The organism is Lactiplantibacillus sp. B652 (assembly GCF_023806745.1).
GTDB lineage: Bacteria > Bacillota > Bacilli > Lactobacillales > Lactobacillaceae > Lactiplantibacillus > Lactiplantibacillus pentosus.
This window is the reverse complement of sequence record NZ_JAMSKY010000005.1, coordinates 9,862-30,480: the sequence shown is the minus strand read 5'-3', so window position 1 is coordinate 30,480 and position 20,619 is coordinate 9,862. Positions and strand designations below refer to the sequence as shown.

At 47.5% G+C, this 20,619-nt stretch carries 13 protein-coding genes; 12 read left to right on the top strand and 1 reads right to left on the bottom strand.

The features are described 5' to 3' along the window. Nucleotides 1-93 precede the first annotated feature (93 nt). From mutL to MZO40_RS07695, 3 genes are all read left to right on the top strand, one after another. Nucleotides 94-2,139: a DNA mismatch repair endonuclease MutL gene (gene mutL / locus MZO40_RS07705; protein WP_252133204.1), complete on the top strand. Its 2,046-nt coding sequence runs from the start codon at nucleotides 94-96 to the stop codon at nucleotides 2,137-2,139. A gap of 385 nt (nucleotides 2,140-2,524) precedes the next feature. Next, the gene (locus MZO40_RS07700) at nucleotides 2,525-2,857 is read left to right on the top strand and encodes a hypothetical protein (protein ID WP_225424095.1); all 333 of its coding nucleotides are present in this window, start codon (nucleotides 2,525-2,527) and stop codon (nucleotides 2,855-2,857) included. 236 nt (nucleotides 2,858-3,093) lie between these two features. Further along, nucleotides 3,094-6,165: a YfhO family protein gene (locus MZO40_RS07695; protein WP_122217988.1), complete on the top strand. Its 3,072-nt coding sequence runs from the start codon at nucleotides 3,094-3,096 to the stop codon at nucleotides 6,163-6,165. A gap of 247 nt (nucleotides 6,166-6,412) precedes the next feature. Here MZO40_RS07695 and MZO40_RS07690 read toward each other — a convergent pair whose 3' ends face one another. Beyond that, on the bottom strand, nucleotides 6,413-6,928 hold the full coding sequence (locus MZO40_RS07690) for a DUF1015 family protein (protein ID WP_050339343.1): 516 nt from the start codon (nucleotides 6,926-6,928) through the stop codon (nucleotides 6,413-6,415). A 1,044-nt stretch (nucleotides 6,929-7,972) separates the two neighbouring features. Between MZO40_RS07690 and ruvA the strand changes: the two genes are divergently transcribed. The 9 genes from ruvA (at nucleotide 7,973) to alaS (ending at nucleotide 19,384) form a co-directional block, all read left to right on the top strand. Further along, complete coding sequence (gene ruvA / locus MZO40_RS07685) at nucleotides 7,973-8,584, top strand: Holliday junction branch migration protein RuvA (protein ID WP_088771059.1); 612 nt, start codon at nucleotides 7,973-7,975, stop codon at nucleotides 8,582-8,584. Between the two features lie 16 nt (nucleotides 8,585-8,600). Next, on the top strand, nucleotides 8,601-9,617 hold the full coding sequence (ruvB, locus tag MZO40_RS07680; protein WP_050339341.1) for a Holliday junction branch migration DNA helicase RuvB: 1,017 nt from the start codon (nucleotides 8,601-8,603) through the stop codon (nucleotides 9,615-9,617). 11 nt (nucleotides 9,618-9,628) lie between these two features. Continuing rightward, nucleotides 9,629-10,663 (top strand): tRNA preQ1(34) S-adenosylmethionine ribosyltransferase-isomerase QueA, encoded by a 1,035-nt coding sequence (queA, locus tag MZO40_RS07675; protein ID WP_003639159.1) that lies wholly within the window; start codon nucleotides 9,629-9,631, stop codon nucleotides 10,661-10,663. Nucleotides 10,664-10,964: 301 nt separating this feature from the next. Then, nucleotides 10,965-12,107 carry a tRNA guanosine(34) transglycosylase Tgt gene (tgt, locus tag MZO40_RS07670; RefSeq protein ID WP_003639158.1) on the top strand — a complete coding sequence of 381 codons (1,143 nt, stop codon included), beginning with the start codon at nucleotides 10,965-10,967 and terminating at the stop codon, nucleotides 12,105-12,107. 77 nt (nucleotides 12,108-12,184) lie between these two features. After that, entirely contained in the window at nucleotides 12,185-12,568 is a 384-nt protein-coding gene (yajC, locus tag MZO40_RS07665) for a preprotein translocase subunit YajC (RefSeq protein ID WP_050339340.1), read from the top strand. Between the two features lie 320 nt (nucleotides 12,569-12,888). Then, nucleotides 12,889-14,022 carry a DNA polymerase IV gene (gene dinB, locus MZO40_RS07660; protein WP_105962050.1) on the top strand — a complete coding sequence of 378 codons (1,134 nt, stop codon included), beginning with the start codon at nucleotides 12,889-12,891 and terminating at the stop codon, nucleotides 14,020-14,022. Nucleotides 14,023-14,115: 93 nt separating this feature from the next. Beyond that, entirely contained in the window at nucleotides 14,116-15,072 is a 957-nt protein-coding gene (locus MZO40_RS07655; RefSeq protein ID WP_088771062.1) for a bifunctional oligoribonuclease/PAP phosphatase NrnA, read from the top strand. 2 nt (nucleotides 15,073-15,074) lie between these two features. Further along, complete coding sequence (locus MZO40_RS07650; protein ID WP_021337345.1) at nucleotides 15,075-16,418, top strand: DEAD/DEAH box helicase; 1,344 nt, start codon at nucleotides 15,075-15,077, stop codon at nucleotides 16,416-16,418. 323 nt (nucleotides 16,419-16,741) lie between these two features. Beyond that, nucleotides 16,742-19,384, top strand: coding sequence for an alanine--tRNA ligase (gene alaS, locus MZO40_RS07645; protein ID WP_088771064.1), 2,643 nt, complete (start codon nucleotides 16,742-16,744; stop codon nucleotides 19,382-19,384). Nucleotides 19,385-20,619: the final 1,235 nt, after the last annotated feature.

Genomic DNA, 20,619 nt, shown 5'->3' with positions numbered 1-20,619 from the left:
TCGTCGGCAGGTTGAAGCTACTGGCTAATCGGCGGCGAACGCTTTTGTCGTGAACAGCACCAGTATTAAATCAAGCGGAAAGGACCGATGGTAATGGGAAAAATTCATGAATTATCTTCCGTGTTAGCGGATCAAATCGCTGCGGGTGAAGTTGTGGAGCGGCCTGCCTCGGTCGTAAAAGAACTAGTTGAAAATGCCGTCGATGCCCACGCCACCCAAGTGGATATTTTAGTCCAAGAGTCGGGAGTCCAGTCGATTCGGGTGATTGATGATGGTGATGGCATTGATGATTCAGAAGTGTTGACGGCCTTTAAACGGCACGCCACCAGCAAAATCACGTCGCGTGAAGATTTGTTTCGCGTGCATTCGCTAGGATTTCGAGGTGAAGCCTTGCCAAGTATCGCGTCAGTCGCGGATGTGGTGATGAATACCAGTACCGGCACGACTGGGACAAGTATTCACTACCGCGGTGGCAAATTGTTGCAACAGGCCCCAGCACCGCTGCGACAGGGAACGGATATTACCGTGACCGATTTGTTTTTCAACACACCGGCCCGGCTGAAATATTTAAAGTCGCCCCAAACGGAACTGGCTAATATCTTAGACGTGGTCAACCGGATTGCACTGAGTTATCCGAGCGTTGCCTTTCGACTCGTGCACAATGCCAAGGAGCTCCTAAAAACGGCGGGGCGCGGTGACCTACAACAAGTGATTGCCGGCATTTATGGGGTACAGAATGCCCGTAAGATGGTGGCAATTGCTGGTGAAACGCCAGATTTCAAGCTAGCTGGTTTTGTCGCGTTACCGGAATTGACGCGTGCCAATCGCCAATATATCACGGTGCTCATTAATGGGCGGGCCATCAAAAATCAACAGTTGACCAAAGCAGTTATCAAGGGTTACGGCTCAAAGTTGATGGTAGGTCGCTATCCGATCGCAGTGATCGCATTAACGATGGATCCGTTACTAGTCGATGTCAACGTTCATCCGACGAAGCAGGAAGTGCGGTTAAGCAAAGAACCAGAGTTGTCGAAGTTGATCAGTGAAACGATTACGGCGCGACTGGTGGATGTTAATTTGATTCCTTCCGCCTTGACCAACCTGGGTAGCCACCGCCGTGAGCATCTCAAAACAGATCAATTGGCGATGGACTTAAACGCTGCGTCTTCACAATATCACGTTGCGACACCCAAAACGAAAGCTAATGCGGCCACTTCGGCTTCAGCTGAACAATTTGCGGCTTCAATTGCGGCCGCAACGACGGCTACCTCGACTTCAGCAGCAACGATTAGTGTGCCAGTCGCATCAGATGTTCCGTCTGAAGCCGCGCCTTCAACGGTCGAGACTCAATCAGCTTCCACCTCCGCTGAACCAATCATGATTAGTCGGGCTGATGAGCTAGCAACACCGTCTGTCCAAGCTTTTGACCAGCGGTATCAATCTGAAGCGGCCGCACAGCCCTTTGGTAGGACCGCTGAGCCTGAAGTGACCGATTCGACCGCACCCGCACCAACGAGTGAGGCGCCCGGAACAGAACGTTTTCCACAATTACGTTACTTGGGGCAAATGCACGGCACTTATTTGCTGGCTGAAGCGGACGATGGCATGTATATCTTGGATCAACATGCCGCTCAAGAACGTATCAATTACGAATATTATCGTCAAGCCATTGGTGAGGTGAGTGCTGACCAGCAAAATCTGTTGGTGCCAATTATTCTCGATTATCCCACCAGTGATGTCCTGAAAATCAAGGAAAAGTTGCCGTTGTTGGCAGAATTAGGGCTGCATTTGGAATCGTTTGGCGGTAACAGCTTTATCGTCCATGCCCATCCGACCTGGTTTAAAGCCGGTCAAGAAGAGGATACGATTCGAGAGATGATTGATTGGATCCTACAAGATGATAAGCTGACGGTGGCCCAATTCCGAGAAAAAACGGCCATTATGATGTCGTGTAAACGCGCGATCAAAGCCAATCATCATCTGGATGACCAACAGGCGCGGGCCTTGCTTGAAAAGTTACCGACCTGTGAGAATCCATTTAATTGCCCACATGGTCGTCCGGTCACCGTTCACTTCACGAATTCTGACATGGAGCGGATGTTCAAACGGATTCAAGATAGCCATGAAGCGCGCGACTGATCGCGTCCTGACTTGAGCGGATTTCAAGATAACAACGTCAAGTATTTGATCAACTAAACTGGACTTGCCAGAACTCTGAGACTAGAGCTTTCTTGGCAAGTCCAGTTTGGTCTAGTGAGCACGATTAAATGGTCCACCGCGGTGCTTAACGCGTGATAACGATTAGGTATGGGGTATGAAGTGACCCGCACGCAATTGGTCTGATTGGCATGGATGAATCTAAGCCGATTTTGACGTATAGGCAGTGAAGATAGCCACAATTGAGAGATGGGTTGTCACGCGTCGTTGAAAGGGACTAAATGATTCGCTATGATGGTAAAAAAGTCGTTGGCTCAGCCACCCGTCAGTGAGCAACGATGATGAAATGGGAGTTGATATGATGGATATGACGAAATTATATTATCGGCAGACCTATTCTGCCTATTGTTTTTTAGCGGATTTGCCAGAAGCATCGGCGCCTTTTATCGCGGCGCGGCCGACACTTTGGCAATTAAACTCGCATCCGAGTGCCGCAAAAGCCAAAGGCATCGTTTTAGATTTATATGAACAAGTCGCTGCCTTTGAAATGGCGACGGAACAGCATGATGCGACCGAAATCGCCGTTATCAGTCACCAGATTGATAATGCAACTGAAGCGCTACAGCTGTTGGTCCGCCTATTTGAAAGCTATCCACCGACCACCACGATTGAAACGCTGGACAACTGGGACTGGCGGTAAAACGGATGCCCGGGCGTGATTGTGAGCGGGCGCTTCGCTTGAAACCTTCACTTGAATACTTTAATTGAGCGATTCAATGATTGCGTGTCGCAGGCGTCAACTAGCCATGAATTTTATTAAGATTTTAAGGCATTGCCACAGTCAAGATGGGTTCATGGTAAAATAAGAGCATTGTTTTTAACGGCAAAATATGGGGATTACGATTATAACGTAATGACAAGATAGGGGAACCTGATTTGAAGATAGCACGAAAAATACCACTAGCCGTCTGGTATACTGCGATGTTTGTGGTGATTGCCACGATAACCTACAGCGGGCTTTTTTTAGCAGGCCGAACGCTGATTTGGGAAGTAGATGGGATTGCCCAACACTTCCCAATTTTGTTGGAATTTCAACGGATCTTACAACACCACCCCCAGCAATTATTTAGCTGGTCGTGGAATCTCGGCTTGGGGGCCGACCAATTAACGACATTTGCTTACTATGTCGTCGGTGATCCGTTCAATTATTTAGTGGCTTTGGTATCGCCGTCCCACCTAGAATGGGCATACCAAGCCTTGATTTTATTGCGACTGTATTTTGTTGGTCTGGCTTTTCTAGGTTTTAGTCGCCAGTTTAATTTCAAAAAAGTCAGCCAACTTGTCGGCGCACTGACGTATACGTTTACGGCGTATACGTTCTACGTGGGCATGCACCATCCGTTCTTTTTATTACCAATGATTTGGTTTCCGTTGCTCTGCTGGGCCATTGAACGCGTCCTGCGGGGACGACACTGGTTGCCACTCAGTTTGATTACCGCCGTGGTCATTTTGAGCAATTTTTATTTTGCATACTTACTAGCACTCGGCGGTATGATTTACGCGTTAGTTCGTTTTTGGTCACGGCGACGGGCTAAATTAGTGATGCGCTCGTTTTGGCAATTATTTTGGCGATTGCTGGTCGCAGTGACGCTCGGCGTTGCGATGGCCGGGGTGCTACTGGTGCCGACCTTATTAGCGATGCTGAATGCGACTCGCGCCAGTTTTAACTTTGCCAACGGCCTCACGAGTTATCCGATTAATTATTATGTTAATTTGCCTAATCGGCTCCTGACCAACGGTGGTAGCGTGCAGTACTGGGTCACATTAGGGCTGAGCAGCATCAGCTTTATTGCGGTCATTTATACATTGCGGCATTTCAAACGTTATTGGGTACTGAACTGGGTTATTTTGGCAATGATGGTCGGCATTCTGTTGCCACAGTTTGCCGCGGTCTTCAACGTCTTTTCCACGCCATCGAATCGCTGGTTGTTAATGGCGACGCTGGTGTTTGCATACGCGACGATGGCCTTTATGGATCAGGTGACTGACCTAACTGCGACGGATTTAAAATGGTTGGCGGGTGTCAGTGGTGGTTTACTGATTCTGATCTGGCTGATCAATGGCTTTTATCTCAATATTCGTAAACATGACATTGCGACCTACTTGATTCTACTGGCGCTAATCGGGGTGCTGCTGGCGTATCGCGCGTTGAATTTGTCCAAACGGCAATTTTACGTGCTCTTGCTCGGCGTCGTGACGTTAAACCTCGCGAACAATGGGCTCGGATGGTTGAGTATCAACACGAATTCTAACAGTACCGAGCAATTGCGGCAGGGAGCCGCGATGAAGTGGGTCAAAAATTACTTCGATGGTGCACAAAAGGGACTGTCAACGAGTGGTCAGTTTTATCGCACGGCACTTGCGCCTAATTATTACACGATGCGTTCGGCTGAAAGTGACGTGCCGATGGTCTTGGACACGCACACGGTTGGCTCCTATTTTTCAGTACAGAATGGCTACGTTGGTGCCTTCAGCCAAGCGCTAGGCAATTCGGAATATGCCATGAATTCACCATTAGGGTCACTGGATGGCCGCACGACGATGTACAATTTGTTGGGCGTCAAATATCTGTTTGCCCGTGAAGATCAGCTGAAGAAGCAGGCGCTACCAGCTGGTTACGAAGTCGTTAAAATGAAGACTGGTGAGCCGAAGATTTTTGCAGATAAATTTATTTATGGCATGAGTAATCATACAGGGACGATTTTATTGAAGTCCAAGAATGCCTTGCCATTAGTTTATACGCAACGGCGTCAAATCAGTCAGCACGCCTTTGACCAGCTCAGTGCCGTTGACCGTGAACAGGCGATGCTTCAGGGTGCCGTTACGACGACCCATGCAACCGGCGTGAAATCGGTCAACCCAACTGTGAGCGGCAAAACGGTCGATTACACCGTTCAGGCGGATACGACCAATGTCTTGGATACGTTGGATAAAGTCGTCATTTATCGGAATCAGCATGCAACGGGGTCTTCCAATAACGCGTTGACCAAGTTGCCCGCTGATACGATTACGCTGACACCGGAACAGCGGGAAAGTTTGACACCTGCGACTGGGTTAACGAAGCCATCTAATCGGTTACTGAATCTGATTGCGGCCAATCAAAAGCTGGTTCAGAAAAATCAAGAAGATAACGCCAAGGGTCTGACGCACATGGTTAGTGACGTTCAGGGCCATCAGCTCCCGTACCAATTGACGATCAAACATCCCAAGCGTTATCGCAAGATGGAATTGTATTTGGTCCTCGATGGGATTAGCTACCGGCGTTCATCAATCAAACACGCGTTGAAGACGAGTCAAAATACGACCGTCTTTACGTCGCGGCCCTATACCAAAGTGGATCGACTCAACGATTTGCGTGATGGCCTCAAGGGGAATTTAAGTGCCAGTGGCTATTCCCTGACCGCCCAAACGACCGACAACCAAACGACTTTTAGTCAGCTGGGAACGACCAATATGTCTGATTATGAACCACGGACTTCGGCAGTCATCAACCTGGGCTACAGCAAGCATGCCCGTCAACTGATCACGTTAAACTTTACGAGCATTCGGAGTTTGCGTTTTAAATCTGCCAAATTAGTGGCGGTACCACTTGGTAAGACGACGCATCGAGAGACGCGCCGCTTACAGAAAAGTGGGTTGAAGTATCAGCATGTGACGAACAATCGCATCACGGGGACGACAACGACTAAGCATGCGACCGTATTGACCACGTCGATTCCGTATTCGACTGGTTGGCAGTTACGTGTTGATGGTCGCTTAGTACAGACCCAAGTGGTGAATAAGGGGTTTGTTGGCGCGCGGTTGTCAGCTGGCAGTCATCGCATCGAACTGACTTATCGCACACCCGGGCTGAAGCTAGGAGCCTGGTTGAGTCTAGTTGCAGGCCTGTTGTGGCTGATTGGCAGCGTCTGGCTGTGGGTACGGCGACGACCACGAATGCGTGAATAATTAATTTTGTAATTTAAGCAAGTGGGTGGCATGACTGACACATGTTTTGAACAGTGTGTTGGGTAGCCACCCACTCTTTTATTTTTGGGGGATTTATTGATTGAATGATGGATTGCGACGAGAATTCATAAAAACAGCCTGCGCTGGAATCCAGCAAGATTCCAGCGCAGGCTATTCAGGTGGCCCAGTCAAAGATACTTAGGCCAGTTGTATTTGAATAAATGAAGCGAATCGCTGCTAAGATAACTTATGCGGTTGCCATCGCAATTAGCTGCTCAGGGATTGTGGGTGCCTCTGGGAATTTCTGCCATTCCGTGGTCGCCACCAACATGACGAGCGGCGTGCTCACTGTGGTTAACCAGGTCTTTTGTGGTGTGACCGGAGCCATTGCAGCGGTAATGTCAGCGTTCACTTCGGACTCGGTAATCTGCCACAACCGGTGCGTCACGTTTTGGGGGTCGGTGACTTCAACAACTGGCGCGAAATGACCGACCCAGTCATCAATGAGCATCTCGATAACTGGTTGTTGCTGGTACAGGACGGTATTGATGGTACCGGGCACCATTGTTGTCACTGTTTGGTCAACTGGCCAGCTTGCGATTAACCGCCACTGGTGAATACCATTGTGCGTCAATTCATACCAGTAATAGCTTTCACCAGGTTGAACGTGCTGATCATCAGCGTTCCAGTCAGTGGTAGCGGTTTGAATTTTAGTTAGACCGGATGCGGTCGGCAATAGCGCCGTAAATGGCTTGATTTGCATATCGATAATTCCTCCTAAGGTTCTGAGCATAGCACGATGACCGAATGCCGGCAAGCATTTATGCATGGTGTAGGGGTGCGAAAATAGATTGTGTGAGTTGAGTTGTCGTGAATTATGATTAAAGCATGCAAGTTCAAGGGCTGCCAGCTGAAACCCGCTGGAAACAGTGCGAGTTACCGTAAACTTTCTGTGGTGGATGCGTCCTACACCGGCTTACAGGCATTTCTGACAACGCTGGAACGTGGTGGACACAGATTTAAGCCGACAACCCACGTCTTAAATACTGGTCTTTCACTAACCAAGCACAAAACGCTTGCTAAGTGAAATTTCACCACTTAGCATTGTCAGAAACGCCTTCCAGCCTGGATGGTATTCGAAAGGCGGACATGTGTGGACCTAACTTTTGATGACATGGTCGTTGGTTCTCAGTAGACAGTCATTAGTTAGCATTGAAATTTGCAGTCTTGCGATGGGCGAATAATATTCAGGTAATCTTCTCAGTAATTAATTGCCATCAATCACTATCCCTACCGAATAAGCCTCAGCCTGAAGGACTAGTCGCTTAATATTCAGTGGTCAATTGTATCAAGTTAGGTGGCTGTTCATCCGCCATTCGAGCGGGTTCCCGACTGGAGGGGCCGGCTGACAATGCTCAGTAGCCAAATTATTCTTAGTCGGAAGTGGGCTTCTTCCGGCTTAGAATAAGACTCGTATTTGAAATTGCGCAGTGGTTTTCTGCGTGAGTTCAAATCGACGTCGGCTTACGTTCCAGCAATTGTCAGCCGGCCCCGGAAGTCGGAATAAGGCGCGCATCGGCTGACGAACAGGACGCCAACCAACTGTCATGTTTTAATCATAATTCATGACAAATAATTATTAGCACAAAGCGTCAGGACACTAACGATTAGATTGCTAGTAAAATACAGAAATGAGGAACTGCCAGTGGGTTGAGCCACATCAACCCAACTAATACTACACGTTAGAACGTGTAATGTGGTACAATTTAGCAAGCAAACATACGTTTTATTTAAAGGAGTTTTCTCTGTGTATGAATATTTTCTCGGTCAAGTGACCGATGTGACCCCCGGGTATGTGGTAATTGAAGTTAGCGGCATCGGTTACAAGGTGTTGACGGCTAATCCTTACCGTTACCAAGTGGGGCAAACTGACGTTAAAATGTATATCCATCAAGCCGTGAGTGATAATGGCATGAGCCTGTTTGGTTTCTTCGATGCGGACGAAAAAGCCTTATTCGAGAAGCTACTCGGTGTTTCCGGAATTGGCCCAAAGTCGGCCTTGGCGATTTTAGCCAATAATGACCATGCTGGCCTGATTCAAGCCATCAATCAAGAGAACGCGACTTATTTAACGAGTTTCCCAGGTGTCGGCAAGAAGACCGCCCAACAAATTGTTTTAGATTTAAAAGGTAAATTAAATGACTTGAACGTTGATGTGACGGGTCAAACTGCGTTAGAAGTTGAAGCGCCGGCAGTTGACGGTGCCTTGGCGGATGCCTTGGCTGCATTGGAAGCACTCGGCTACTCCAAAGCGGACGTCAAAAAAGTGACGAAGAAGTTAGAAACCTTCAGCCAAACTCAGGCATCCGATACGAATGCTCTGCTGAGTGAAGGGTTACGATTGTTGATGAAGAAATAGATAGGAGGGGTAACGAATGGACGATGACAAGTTATTATCTGGTGATAAGGCCAATGACGAAGAAGCGTCGTTAGAAAAATCGCTACGTCCGCAAACGTTAGCCCAGTATATTGGTCAGGACCGCGTCAAACATGAGTTGAGCGTATATATTGAGGCTGCTCGTAAGCGTGAAGAATCATTAGACCACGTCCTACTATATGGCCCGCCCGGTCTTGGAAAGACGACGTTAGCGATGGTGATTGCTAATGAAATGCAGGTCAATATTCGGACGACCAGTGGCCCAGCTATTGAAAAACCAGGTGATTTAGTCGCACTCTTGAACGAATTACAACCTGGTGATATCTTATTTATTGATGAGATTCATCGATTGCCTAAAATCGTGGAAGAAATGCTGTACTCTGCGATGGAAGACTTTTTTGTCGACATCGTTGTCGGTCAAGGGCCCACCGCACATCCGGTCCACTTTCCGTTACCGCCATTCACGTTGATTGGTGCAACGACTCGTGCTGGAATGTTGTCCGCGCCGTTACGGGATCGGTTTGGAATCGTTGAACATATGGCCTACTACGAAGTTGCTGATCTGACGGACATTGTGAAGCGAACAGCTGACATTTTTCAAACGAGTATCAAGCCTTCTGGTGCGCACGAAATTGCGCGGCGCTCACGTGGAACGCCACGAATTGCCAACCGGTTGTTCAAACGGATTCGAGACTTTGCGGAGGTTGCCAATCAGGACGCTATTGATGAAGCCATCGTGGATCGCTCGTTGACTTATTTACGTGTCGATGATGCTGGTTTAGATGAGACGGATAACAAACTGTTACGGACGATGCTAGAGTATTACGATGGCGGCCCAGTTGGACTGGCGACGATTGCGGCCAATATTGGTGAAGAAACGGATACCATTGCTGAAGTTGTCGAACCCTATTTATTACAGATTGGGTTTTTAAAACGCACGCAACGCGGTCGGGTCGTCACGATCAAGGGTTATCAACACTTAGGGTTCCCATACCCGCAAAATAAATTAGGATAAGAGGTCACAACATGAGTTTAACACTTGAAGATTTTGATTATGATTTACCACACGAACTAATCGCTCAGACACCGATCAAAAAACGAGACAGTTCACGGTTATTAGAGTTGGATCGGAAAACAGGTGAAATGCAAGATAAGCATTTCTACGATATTATCGACCAACTTAATCCTGGCGACGCGGTTGTTATGAACAATTCGCGGGTCATGCCAGCTCGTTTGTACGGCGTTAAGCCTGAAACCGGTGGTCATGCTGAAGTACTCTTACTTCACAACACTGAGGGTGATGAATGGGAAACCCTAATGAAGCCTGCCAAACGCGCCAAAGTCGGTACCGTGATTTCATTTGGCGATGGTAAGTTAACGGCGACCGTCACGGCTGAAAAAGAAGACGGCATTCGGATGATTGAATTCCACTATGATGGGATCTTCATGGAAATCCTCGAAAGCTTGGGCGAGACGCCTTTACCACCATATATCAAGGAAAAACTCGATGACCCTGACCGTTACCAAACGGTTTATGCCAAGGAAAACGGTTCTGCCGCAGCGCCAACCGCTGGGCTTCATTGGACAAAAGAATTATTGCAAAAAGTCCAAGATAAGGGTGTCAAACTGGTTTATTTGACGTTGCACGTTGGGCTGGGCACATTCCGACCAGTTGAAGAGGATAATATCGATGATCACAAGATGCACAGCGAATTCTACCGATTGGATGAAGACGCTGCGAAGACGTTGAATGAAGTTCGCCAAAATGGTGGTCGGATCATCGCCACTGGGACGACGTCGATTCGGACTTTGGAGACGATTGGGAGCAAGTTTGATGGTGAAATTAAGCCAGATTCTGGTTGGACGGATATTTTCATCAAACCCGGCTATCAATGGAAAGTCGTGGATGCCTTCATCACCAACTTCCACTTACCAAAGTCAACCTTAGTGATGCTGGTGGCTGCGTTCACAGGACGCGATATGATTTTGAAAGCCTACCAACATGCCATTGACGAGAAGTACCGGTTCTTTAGCTTCGGTGATGCGATGTTCATTCACTAGTCAGTGAGTGTAACTTGCTAAGATAGCGGTTGTGTCTGTGAGCGACACCGCAAAATGGTGCACCACGTGGCACGTTCCAGCTGATTACAATGATTAAATGATAGTGACAGCACTGTGACGGCTGTTTCGAAGTTGAGTTGTGAATTTTCGAAACGGCCAGTATAGTGCTGTTATTTTATCTCTGCATGGGGGCGCTCATCATGAGATGGTTGGCTGCTGTTGATCGTTGTGACTGGTTCACGGCTGGATTTCGTGCTATCATTATTTGAGTTTAGCAACATTTTGATACGGAGGAACAACTATGGAACCGGCAATTAAATACCGATTGATTAAGAAAGAAAAACACACTGGGGCCCGTTTAGGTGAATTGATTACACCCCACGGGACTTTCCCGACCCCAATGTTCATGCCAGTCGGGACTCAGGCAAGTGTCAAGTCCCTCGCACCCGAAGAACTGGATGCGATGGGGGCAGGCGTGATTTTATCCAACACGTACCATCTCTGGCTACGTCCTGGCGAACAAATCGTCAAGGAAGCGGGCGGATTACACCAGTTTATGAACTGGAAGAAGGGGATTTTGACCGATTCAGGTGGCTTCCAGGTCTTCTCACTGGCCAAGAACCGTGATATTACGGAAGAAGGGGTGCATTTCAAGAATCATTTGAATGGCTCCAAGATGTTCTTGTCACCTGAAAAAGCGATTCAAATCGAAAACGACCTCGGTCCAGACATTATGATGAGCTTGGACGAATGTCCGCCATTCTTCGAAAGTTATGACTATGTCAGCAAATCCGTCGCCCGGACGAGTCGTTGGGCTGAACGAGGCTTGAAGGTTCATCAACATCCGGACTACCAAGGCTTATTCGGTATCGTTCAAGGTGCTGGGTTCAAGGATCTACGGGAACAAAGTGCTAAGGACTTAGTCAGCCTGGATTTCCCAGGTTATTCTATCGGTGGTCTGTCCGTTGGGGAATCCAAAGCTGAAATGAATCACGTGCTTGACTTTACGACGCCACTGCTACCTGAAAACAAGCCACGCTACTTGATGGGCGTTGGTTCAGCGGATGCCTTGATTGACGGGGCCATTCGTGGGGTTGACATGTTCGACTGTGTCTTGCCAACGCGGATTGCGCGTAATGGGACCTGCATGACGTCACATGGCCGCTTGGTTGTCAAAAATGCCGCGTACGCTCACGACTTTACGCCACTGGATGATAACTGCGATTGCTATACTTGTCGTAACTTCACCCGGGCATATATCCGACACTTGATTAAGGCTGACGAGACCTTTGGACTTCGGTTGACGAGTTATCACAACCTGTATTTCTTATTGCATCTGATGCAACAAGTTCGCCAAGCCATCATGGACGATAATTTACTAGAGTTCCGGCAGAACTTCTTTGAAATGTACGGATTTAACGAGAAAAATCCGAAAAACTTCTAGCGATACTGGTATTTCAACCTGTAATTTGTTAAAGTTAAAGATAGTCAAACTTTTACTAAGATTAGGAGCGATATTAAATGGGATCAATGGCATCAATTTTGTTCATCGTGGTCATGTTTGCATTTCTGTACTTCTTCATGATCCGTCCACAAAAGAAACAGCAACAACAACATCAACAGATGCTCAACAAAATCAAACGTGGTGACAAGGTCACAACGATTGGTCGTTTACACGGGGTCGTTGATGAAGTTAACGAAACTGAAAAGACGGTTACGTTAGACTGTGACGGGATTTACTTGGTATTCGATTTGAATGCAATTGCTAAAATTTCACCAGCTGAAGATGCACAAGCTAAGACGGTTGCACCCGCATCCGGCGCTGCTGCGGAATCTGAAGCAACTTCTGAAGCTGAATCTGCTGCCAGTGCAACGGACGAAGCAAGCGATTCTGAAGCTAAATAAGTATGATGAGGTAAGGGTGGTCAGTAATGGCTGCCCTTATTTTTTTTGCTTTTCTGAGACTTTTAGCACCCGCTTGAACGTACGTTCGTGTATAATAAAGAGACTAGCTTAGGTGAAAGTTTGTCAGGTTTCAAAGGTGAGTACTAGTTTTGTTGGTCAGCGATGGTGGTTAAGGCCAAAGAGGTGTACCCACTGTGAACACTTAAGCAAGCTCACATAAAAATGCGGTGCTGCCAAGTGAGCTTAAGCTGGCTGCAGTTAACTTTGAATTTTAGCACATACATAACCAAATAAACGATAAAGGATGGAGGGCGATACCAGTGGCACAGTCGATAATTGAAGCACCGATTCGGGTTGATACGAGTCGGAAAATTATTCACGTGGATATGGATGCGTTTTACGCGTCAATTGAAGAACGGGAAAATCCGGCGTATAAGACACAACCACTGGTGATTGCACATGATCCGCGTCAGACTGGTGGTCGTGGGGTGGTCACAACGGCAAATTACGTTGCCCGTCAATTTGGCGTCCACTCGGCGATGCCAGCAGCTAAGGCGTTGGAATTGTGCCCCAAAGCTGTTTTTAAGACGCCTAATTTTCCGTTATATCGAGAGGTTTCTGCTCAGATTCATCGAATTTTCCATGAGTATACCGATATGATCGAGCCAATCGCTTTTGATGAGGCTTATTTAGATGTGACGGTCAATAAGAAACAAATGCATAGTGCGGTGGCGCTCGCCCATCAATTACAACAAGAAATTTGGCATCAGACTCATTTGACTTGTTCGACGGGAATTTCATATAACAAGTTCATCGCAAAATTAGCGTCAGATTACCGGAAGCCAGCTGGTGTCACCATCGTGTTGCCTCAGGACGCGGAATCATTTTTATTACGAGAACCGATTGAAAAATTCCGCGGGGTCGGTAAAAAGACGGTGCCCAAGATGCATGATTTAGGAATCATGACTGGTCAAGACTTGTATGAACGCTCGGAGCTAGATTTGATTCAGCAGTTTGGTAAGTTGGGGTACATCTTGTATCGGCGTGTTCGGGGGAGCGATGACCGGCCAGTGGAATATTTGCGGGAACGAAAGTCGATTGGCAAGGAGCGCACGTTTGGCCCATTCCTACAGTCCACGACTGAGGTCACGGCACATCTTAAGGCAATTGCCAAATTAGTTGCGGCTAGCATGCAGTCTCATCAACGGCATGGAAAGACACTGGTTTTAAAGCTACGGTATGGTGATTTTGTCACGATTACCAAGCGGCGGACATTTTCTGAATTTATTCCGAACGACCCGGTACTGTTCGACCAGTACGCCGAAGAAATTTTTGAGGACGTTGTTGATGAGCATTTTTCCTCTGGCATCCGGCTATTAGGCATCACGTTGACTGGGTTAGCCCCACTGGCTTTTGAGAACCTGACTTTACCGTTATATCCAAATGATAATTAATTTATTTGGCGCGCCGCCCATTCTTCGGTATACTGGAGTACTGTGACAGTTTGATTCGCCACCAGTAAATTATGAGAGTAAGAAGGTTCATATATGACCGTCCAAACAGCAATTTTAGACTTAATTAAACAAGCAAAAACAATTATTATCCATCGGCATCAACGCCCAGATCCCGATGCCATTGGGAGCCAGCTTGGATTAGCTGACATTATTACCACTAGTTTCCCTGACAAACGGGTCTTGACGCCCGGCAAGCAGTACCATGGCTTTGACTGGCTAGGTCAGATGGACGAAGTGACGGAGGCTGACTATCAGGACGCCTTAGTTTTAGTTCTAGATACGGCTAATCAGCCCCGGGTTGATGGTGAATTCTGGAATCACGGGGCAACCTGTGTCAAAATTGACCATCATCCTAACGACGACGCTTTTGGCGATCCCCAGTGGGTCGACGTGGACGCCTCGAGTACCAGTGAGATGATTTACAACTGGTACGCCGAGTTCACGACGGAATTAACACTATCCGCCAACGCTGCCCGGCTACTCTATGCAGGCATCGTTGGTGACACCGGCCGGTTCTTATATTCAGCCACGAAGCCTAGCACCATGCGGGCAGCTGCTGCGTTGATGGAGGCTGGCGCTGATGCCGAAGCGGTTAACCGCATTGAAGATACGATTACCTTACCCGTTGCTCGGCTCTCTGCCTATGTCTACGAGCATCTGACTCAGCTCGATTCCGGTGCCGCTTACGTGATTTTAACCAATGATATTCTAAATTCATTTGAAATCGGCGATGCTAGTACGGCTGGGGTCGTTCCACTGCCAGGGCGAATCGATACCGTTAAATGCTGGGCTATTTTCGTCCAACAAAAAGAGGGCAACTTCCGGATTCGCCTTCGGTCAAAGGGGCCGTCAATCAATGGTGTTGCCAAACTGCATGACGGTGGGGGCCACGCGCTGGCTAGTGGCGCCAAGGCAGCAGACCAACAAGAGATTGAGACAGTGGTTCGGGAACTTGACCAAGTCGCAACTGATTATGAGAAAGAGGTTTAACTATGACCGCAAGTTTTGAAGATTTTAAATTGCAGCCGTTCTTGATGCAGGCGTTGACTGAAATCAACTTCCGCAAACCAACTGCGGTGCAAGAAAAGCTGATTCCAGTGATTGCCGCTGGACGCAGTGTGATTGGGCAATCAGCAACCGGGAGTGGGAAAACCCATACCTTCTTGCTGCCGATGATCAATCAGTTAAATGCGGATGAGCGCTACGTTCAAGCCGTTATTACGACACCTAGTCGGGAATTAGCTTACCAGATTCAGGCTGCAGCCAAGCAGTTGATTCAGCACAGTCCTAAAGCCATTCACATCGGACTGTACGTCGGTGGGACCGATAAGCAAGAACAAATCGAAAAGTTACACCGGCACCAACCCCAACTGATTATTGGGACACCAGGTCGGATTTTGGATTTGATGCGTTCCCAATCGCTGGACGTGCACCGGGCCACCCAGTTAGTTGTCGATGAAGCTGATATGACCCTCGATTTAGGATTCTTAAACGTGGTTGATCAAATTGCCGGGCGGATGCCTGCCGATTTACAAATGTTAGTCTTTTCAGCCACGATGCCGCAAAAGCTAACGCCATTCTTGAAAAAGTACATGAACAACCCCGTTATGGAAGAAATTCCGGTTGAATCCGTGATTAGTCCAACGATTGACAATTGGCTGATTTCAACGAAGAGTCATGACAAGAATAGTATCATTTACCGCTTACTGACGATTGGTGAACCGTACTTGGTCCTCATTTTTGCGAATACCAAGGAACGGGTTCAAGAGTTGACGCATTATCTGCGGCAACAGGGACTGACCGTTGCCATGATTCATGGTGATATTCAACCCCGGGAACGTAAGCGCGTGATGCGCGACGTCCAACAATTGAAGTATCAGTTCGTTGTGGCGACCGATTTGGCAGCTCGTGGGATCGATATTGAAGGCGTTTCGCACGTCATCAATGATGATATTCCGAATGACCTGGAATTCTTCATTCACCGGGTCGGCCGGACTGGTCGCAATGGCATGGCCGGGACGGCGATTACGCTCTATAGCCCTGGTGAAGAAGACAAAGTCAGTGCGGTTGAAGCGATGGGCATTAAGTTTAAGCCAAAAGCAATCCGCGATGGTGAAATCGTTGATTCGTATGACCGTAATCGGCGGGCCAAACGGGGGCCGAAGCAGGAAAAGCTCGATCCAACGTTGATTGGTTACGTCAAAAAGTCGAAGAAAAAGGTCAAACCAGGCTATAAGCGCCGTATTCGCAAGAAGATCAGTGATAAAGCACGGATGGATCGGCGAATCGAACAACGCGCCGCTGCTCGAAAGGCCCGTAAAGATCGTAAATCTTAAGCTGATTTTTCAGCGATGTCGAGAGAAATTGGTGGGCGTGTATTGACAACGTCGGCTAAGTTTTCTATACTTTGCAAAGTAAGGACATATTTAACGCCCATATCGGTCTAGAGACGCTTTGGCTGCTGGAAAAAGTGCGGTGGACGTTAGATGCTACCTAAGAATGAATGACTAGCAAACTAGTCCGCGTCTCAGCGTTAATGAGCTTAAGAGGTAAACGAACACATCGTTGCAAGCAAAGTGGTACCGCGTTAACAGCGTCTTTGCTAGCAACGGTGTTTTTTTGCCTTAATTTGGAGCGTAAGAAAGGGTGCCAGAATTAGATGAAAAAATTAAGTAGTAGTGAGATTCGGCAAATGTATCTCGACTTTTTCCATGAAAAAGGCCATACCATCGTGCCGAGTGCTTCACTGGTTCCAGTCGATGACCCAACGTTATTGTGGATCAACTCTGGGGTCGCAACGATGAAGAAATATTTCGATGGTTCAGTTGTTCCTGATAATCCGCGGATGACGAGTTCGCAAAAGAGTATTCGGACCAACGATATCGAAAATGTTGGGCGGACCGCACGGCATCACACTTTATTTGAAATGCTCGGTAATTTCTCGGTTGGTGATTACTTCAAAAAGGAAGCCATCAGCTGGGCTTGGGAACTTTTGACCTCACCAAAATGGTTTGGCTGGGATCCTGAGAAGCTTTACATGACGGTTTACCCTAAGGATACCGATGCGGCTAAGTTCTGGGAAGAGACTGGCGTTAAACCTGACCATATCATTAAGGTTGAAGATAACTTCTGGGATATTGGTCAAGGCCCATCCGGCCCCGATTCAGAAATCTTCTATGACCGTGGTGAAAGTTTTAATAATTTAGCCGATGATGATCCTGAAAACTATCCAGGTGGGGAAAACGAACGCTACTTGGAAGTTTGGAACATCGTCTTCTCACAATTCAACCACACGCCAGAAGATACCTATGAACCATTACCACGTAAAAACATTGATACGGGGATGGGTCTCGAGCGGGTCGTCTCGGTCTTCCAAAATGCCAAAACGAACTTTGAAACCGACTTATTCTTGCCGATCATTCACAAGACGGAAGAATTAAGTGATGGCAAGCATTATGGTGACAATGCCCAGGACGACGTGTCGTTCAAGGTGATTGCTGACCATGCGCGTGCAATTACGTTCGCCATCAGTGACGGCGCCTTACCTTCTAATGAAGGCCGGGGCTACGTCATTCGGCGGTTGATTCGGCGGGCCATTTTACACGGCCAAAAGCTGGGCTTAAAAGAAGCCTTCCTGGATCAATTAGTGCCAATTGTCGGTAAAATCATGGTTTCACATTATCCCGACGTGTTGAAAAACAGTGACTATATCGAAAAAGTTGTGGCCGGTGAAGAGAAGCGGTTCAACGAAACTTTGAATGATGGGTTGAACCTCCTGAATAATTTGATTGCCGAAACCAAGCAGGCTGGTCAAACGACCTTAGCAGGTAAGGATGCCTTCAAACTGTATGATACGTACGGTTTCCCATTTGAATTGACGAAGGAATACGCTGGCGATGAAGACTTAGCCGTTGATGAAGCCGGCTTCGAAGTCGAAATGAAGGCCCAACGTGATCGTGCTCGTAATGCGCGGAGTGGGGCCAAATCAATGGGCGTGCAACGCAGTTTGTTGATTGACATCAAGACGCCGAGTGAATACGTTGGTTACGATGAATTGACGGATGTGCAGGGGACGTTGAACGATATTATCGTGGACGAGACCTTAGTCGATCATGTTGACAGTGGTAAGGCTGAAATGATTTTCAGTAAAACGCCATTTTACGCCGAAATGGGTGGTCAAGTTGCCGACCGTGGGGTTATTTTAGATGCCGACGGTACAACCGTGGCCAAGGTGACGGATGTTCAAAATGCGCCTAACAAGCAACATTTGCACACGGTGGAAGTCTTGAAGCCAATGCACAAGGATACCACCTACACCTTGAATGTTGATCTTGCCTTCCATAACAAGGTCGAGAAAAATCATACGGCGACCCACTTACTGGATCAAGCGCTGCGCGATGTCTTAGGTGAACATACGAAGCAAGCGGGTTCACTGGTTGAACCTGATTACCTGCGTTTCGACTTTACCCATTTTGGCCAAGTTACGGATGAAGAACTCGCCAAGGTTGAACAAATCGTTAACGATAAAATCTGGGCGGCCTTGCCGGTAACTGCCATCCAAACCGACCAAGAAACGGGTCATAAGATGGGCGCTATCGCGGTCTTTACTGAAAAATACGGTAAAATTGTCCGTGTCGTTTCAATCGGGGATTACTCAATTGAATTCGATGGTGGGACCCACGTTAAGAACAGTAGCGAACTTGGCTTGTTCAAGATCGTTTCCGAAACCGGGATTGGTGCTGGGACTCGTCGGATTGAAGCCGTTACGTCGAAGGAAGCCTTTGAACTGTTGGCTGGTGAAGAACAGACCTTGAAGCAAGTGGCTGCACAAGTCAAGGCGCCTAAGTTAGCTGATACGCCAACTAAGATCAGCCAGTTGCAAGCCGACTTGAAGGCCGAACAACAAAAACGTGCCAGTCTCGAAAGTCGTTTAGCTAAGCAACAAGCTGGCGCTGTCTTTGACCAGGTCGATACGGTCAATGGCACCACCTTGATTGCACAACAAGTTGAAGTTTCTGGCATGGATCAACTACGGCAGTTAGCTGATACTTGGAAGACGAAGCAATATTCAGACGTGTTGGTTTTGGGTACTGTAATCGGTGAAAAGGTCAACTTGTTAGTTGCTGTGAGTGATGACAAGGTCAAAGCAGGCATCAAAGCCGGTGATTTGATCAAAGCCATTGCACCACAAGTTGGTGGTGGCGGTGGTGGTCGGCCAACGTTGGCCCAAGCTGGTGGTAAGAAGCCCGCTGGATTACCTGCTGCACTGAAAGCTGCTCATGATTGGTTAGCTGAACAGTAATTAGTAAGCCTGGAAGTTTGCTCATGAACTCGCTGTAATTAAGCTGAGCAGACACAATAATAAATTTATCAGAGAAACGGTTTTTCAATTCGATTTGAAATGCCGTTTTTTTGATATGGCAATGCTTAACGGCCAGCCCGTGATTTTTGGTAATCAATCGCGAAATCAACACCGATGCGGTGCCTATGCATTTTGCTAGTTAGTTCGTCATGAATCATGATTAAAAGATGCCAGTTTAGTTAGCTTAGTGTTTGTCAGCCGGGAGCATCCTAGTCCGACTTCCGGGGCCGGCTGACAACGCTGGAACAGGGCGGACATCGATTTGAACTCACGCAGAAACCCACTGCGCAATTTCAAATACGAGTCTTCTTCTAGCCCGGGAAAACCGCCCGGACAAGAAGAATTTCGCCTTTGAGCATTGTCAGCCAGCCCTTCCAGTCGGGAAGCCGCTCGAATGGCAGATGAACGGCCACCTTACATGGTGTAACTGACCACTAAATGCTGGGTGACGGGTCCTTCAGACAAACTTTGAGTTGGTATCGATGATGGCAATAAAATTCATCTGGAATTTGCAGGCCAAGATTTTGTTGAGCGGATCTAATCGAAACTACCTTGTTATTAAATGACAGGATTGCTGATTTCAAAGCATTAAGTAGTTCATATTTAGTCTGATTCGAAAACATATCAAGTAAAGGATAGTAATCAACACACTCCTGTACTGATGAGACTAGACGATAGCCTAATGATCAAGAAAAAAGTTTTAGATAAAACAAATCTGACAGTTAGATAACAGCTGTACTGTTTGATATGAATCAGCAATCAGTCCATTAAAAATTGGGTCCGCATATATCTGCCTTTCGAATAGGATCCCGGCTGGAAGGTATTCTGGGCAAGGCCCAGTGGTGAAATTTCACTTAGCAAGTGTCTTTTGCTTGGTTAGTGAAAGACCAGTATTTAAGACGTGGGTTGTCGGCTTAAATCTGTCCACCACGTTCCGGCCATTGCCCAGAATGCCTGGAAGCCGGCGTAGGACGTCTCCGCAACAGCAGATTTACGCCAACTCGCCCTATTTTCCAGCGGGTCTAAGCTGGCTGTTCTGGAACTTAAGCATTGGCATCTTTTAACCATGATTCATGCTAAATAATAACTAGCACGACGTATGTCAGATTATCGTGGCGTGGACCGCCAATTGGCAGAGCGGTTTATTAATGAAAAATACCTGTAAATGATGTAAT